A 2,975-nucleotide genomic window follows, 5' to 3' on the forward strand; every position below is an offset into this window, starting at 1 on the left:
TTGGCAAATCCGGTAGTTGAACAAAGAATCGCTGCACTAGAAGAAGCACTCAAGTATGGCGAAGCAGGTTTGGAATTAGTAATTTGGGCGTTGGACGATAAATTATGGAAAGTACGCCAAGCAGCTTATTCACTACTAGCTTCTCGACAAGAACCTATAGTACAAGAAATACTTCAGGAGTATGGTAATAAAATTGACAGATATGATGCTTTCGTGGCGATGGCGCGTGCTGGCGGAGTGTCCGATGTCGATACGCTGATGGATAATCTAGAATATGACCGCAATAGCGCCACCTACAAGTTAGTTGACTTTACACTGGGCTTAGTTGATACTTCTCAAGGTCAAGACCGAATTCGATACTATCTTTTCAATGGCACCCAGCTACAACGTAATTATGCAGCACTTTACTTTAAACGAAAAGGTGCAAAAGATATTTTAATTGAAGCAGTGCAGCAGGGCTGTATTGACAGAGTGCAAGCATTTTCTAAATAAAACAGCAATGTCAGAAAATCCCAATCAACCCAGAGAATATGATGCAGTACTTGGCGGACAAGTACCACCTCCAAAAGATGGTGTGGTTTTAGGAGGTATTGAAGGTGTTAAACGACGGTTGATCGGCGCTACATCCCTAGAACAACAAATTATCGCCGTTGAAGAAGCCCTAAAATATGGCCAAGCTGGTACAAAATTGGTGTTTCAGATTGTAAATACTGAATCGGAAAAGTTGGAATTTACAGTATCGTCACTGCTGGGACAACAAGCATTAGCAAAAGTACAGTCCCATCTACACAGTGATATACCATTAATCTCTGCGGTTGATGTAAACTACAGTCGTTTGCAAAATTTGCTCGCTTCCAGAAAGTGGAAAGATGCAGACCAAGAGACTGCTAGTATAATGCTGCGCGTATGCGATCGCAAACCACAAGGATTTTTAGACCCATCAGACGTTGAAAAATTCCCTTGTGAAGATTTAAACACGATTGAAACTCTCTGGCAAAAATATAGCAATGGACGCTTTGGCTTTGTTGTACAGACGCATATCTGGCAAATGGTTGGCTGTACATCCAATCCTGACTGGGAAGCGTGGTGTCGCTTTGGTAAAGGTGTGGGATGGTTTTCTCAAGGTGCTTGGCGGTATTGGAATGACTTGACATTCGATTTGAGTGCTAACGTAGGACACCTACCCCGTGGCGGTGCATTTATAGGTTGGGGGTTAGGTGACTTTTGGACAGGTTGCAAAACCCTGTCTGCGCTTGCAGAGAAATTAGCAAACTGCAAAATAGCCTAAATTTGGGAACACTGCTATTAGCAACAGGTAAAAAGCGATGCCAGATAATACCAAACAACCCGGAGAATATGATGCAGTACTTGGCGGAAAAAATCCTCCGCCAGTCGATGGTGTAGTTTTAGGCGGATTGTCAGGCGCAAAACAACGTTTCGCTAGCAGTGATGAAAATTACCGCTTTTTAGCGCTTTCGCAACTCATTAACTATAGACAGGAAGGCTGGGATTTAGTAATTCAGGCTTTAAAAGACCCATCAAAAAGGGTACAGTTAGCAGCATATAAATTATTGCGGGATATCTCAGAATTAAAAGTAAAACAGGCAATCTTAGAATTTAATCCCTATCGGTTTTTTGAGTGTGTTTATACAATTGAGCTTAATAGGAATGATGCTGCGATCGCTATTCATCCCGATGGTAAAACCCTAGTGTGTTGCGATGCTGGCGGTAGTTCTTTTGAAGAACCTCAAAGAGATGGCAGTATTGTTGGTGGGACTTATATAGACTTTAAAAAATGGGATTTGAAGACAGGAAAAAGTCTTCGCACCATCAGTAAAATATTTGGTACGAGAGTAAAAGACTATCCAAAACATTTAACTTTCAGTTCCGATGCTCAAACTTTAGCAATAGGTGGTTCTCAGCATGACAGTACTATTAGAACTGAAATCTGGAATTTCAATACCGAGCAATTAAGTCATGTTATTAGCGGACAACCATTGTGGGAGTCTGGAACTCGAAGGCATAATACTCTTACAGCTATTGCTCTCAGTTCTGATGGCAAAATATTAGCTAGTGGTAATGAAGCTGGTAATATTCTCGTCTGGGATTTAGAAACAAAACAAAATATTTACACTATCAAAGGACACTCAAAAAATATAACTTCCCTTGCGATCAATATAGATGCAAAAATTTTAGCAAGCGCTAGTTTAGATGAGACTATTAAACTATGGAATTTAATAACGGGAAGTGAGATTTATACCTTAGTAGGGCATGAGTCTATAAATGGACATCCTTATGGCGTTGTTTCATTAGCAATTAGTCCCAATGGACAAACTTTAATAACTGGCGATAATCATTTGCCAACACGTATTAGAATATGGGATTTGAGAACTAGTAAAGAAGTTCATACTTTATTTCCTAATAGTGGTCAATTAAACTTTTTCACTTTCAATTCTGATGGCAAAATCTTTGTTAATTGTGGCGGTGATATTAATATCTGGAACTTGCAGACACAAGAACGACTTGCTAAACTTTCTTCTTATGGAAAAAGTGTTGCTATTAGCCCAGATGGACAGACTATTGTCAGTTACGTTAGGAAATTAATTCAAGTATGGCGAGTTCCATAGAATCAAGGATAGGTGCGATTCCAAATAAGTGCGATCGCATTTCCTGAATTGGGAATACTGGTATTAGAGTCGAGGAAGAGAATTATGCCAGAAAATCCCAATCAACCGCGAGAATATGATGCTGTACTTGGTGGACAAGCACCACCTCCAGTTTCCGGTGTAGTTCTAGGCGGAATCGAAGGCGTTAAGCGTCGTCTTTTAAGTAATAATTTAGAAACGAAAATGGCTGCACTCACTGAAGCTATCAACTATGGGGATGCAGGCTTAGAGTTAGTTATTCAAAGTTTACAGAATGAATCAGTGCAGTTAAAAGCGGTAGCATATAAGTTATTACATAAAAGAAAAGAA

General features: G+C 39.9%; 2 protein-coding genes and 2 pseudogenes. All 4 read left to right on the forward strand.

Annotated features, from left to right (window positions below):
* Positions 1–492: pseudogene (locus CDG77_RS37245) on the forward strand (hypothetical protein); the annotation flags it as partial.
* A gap of 7 nt (positions 493–499) precedes the next feature.
* On the forward strand, positions 500–1,288 hold the full coding sequence (locus CDG77_RS34385; RefSeq protein ID WP_094333592.1) for a GUN4 domain-containing protein: 789 nt from the start codon (positions 500–502) through the stop codon (positions 1,286–1,288).
* A 37-nt stretch (positions 1,289–1,325) separates the two neighbouring features.
* A complete protein-coding gene (locus tag CDG77_RS34390) occupies positions 1,326–2,627 on the forward strand; it encodes a WD40 repeat domain-containing protein (protein ID WP_094333593.1) in 1,302 nt (433 codons plus the stop codon).
* A 12-nt stretch (positions 2,628–2,639) separates the two neighbouring features.
* A pseudogene (locus CDG77_RS34395) lies at positions 2,640–2,975 on the forward strand (hypothetical protein); the annotation flags it as partial.

Origin of the sequence: Nostoc sp. 'Peltigera membranacea cyanobiont' 213 (assembly GCF_002245975.1) — a bacterium.
GTDB lineage: Bacteria > Cyanobacteriota > Cyanobacteriia > Cyanobacteriales > Nostocaceae > Nostoc.

Bases quoted from the DNA above. Each gene is read 5' to 3' on its own strand.
- CDG77_RS34390 (WP_094333593.1), top strand. From the start codon at position 1,326: ATGCCAGATAATACCAAACAACCCGGAGAATATGATGCAGTACTTGGC.
- CDG77_RS34385 (WP_094333592.1), top strand. From the start codon at position 500: ATGTCAGAAAATCCCAATCAACCCAGAGAATATGATGCAGTACTTGGC.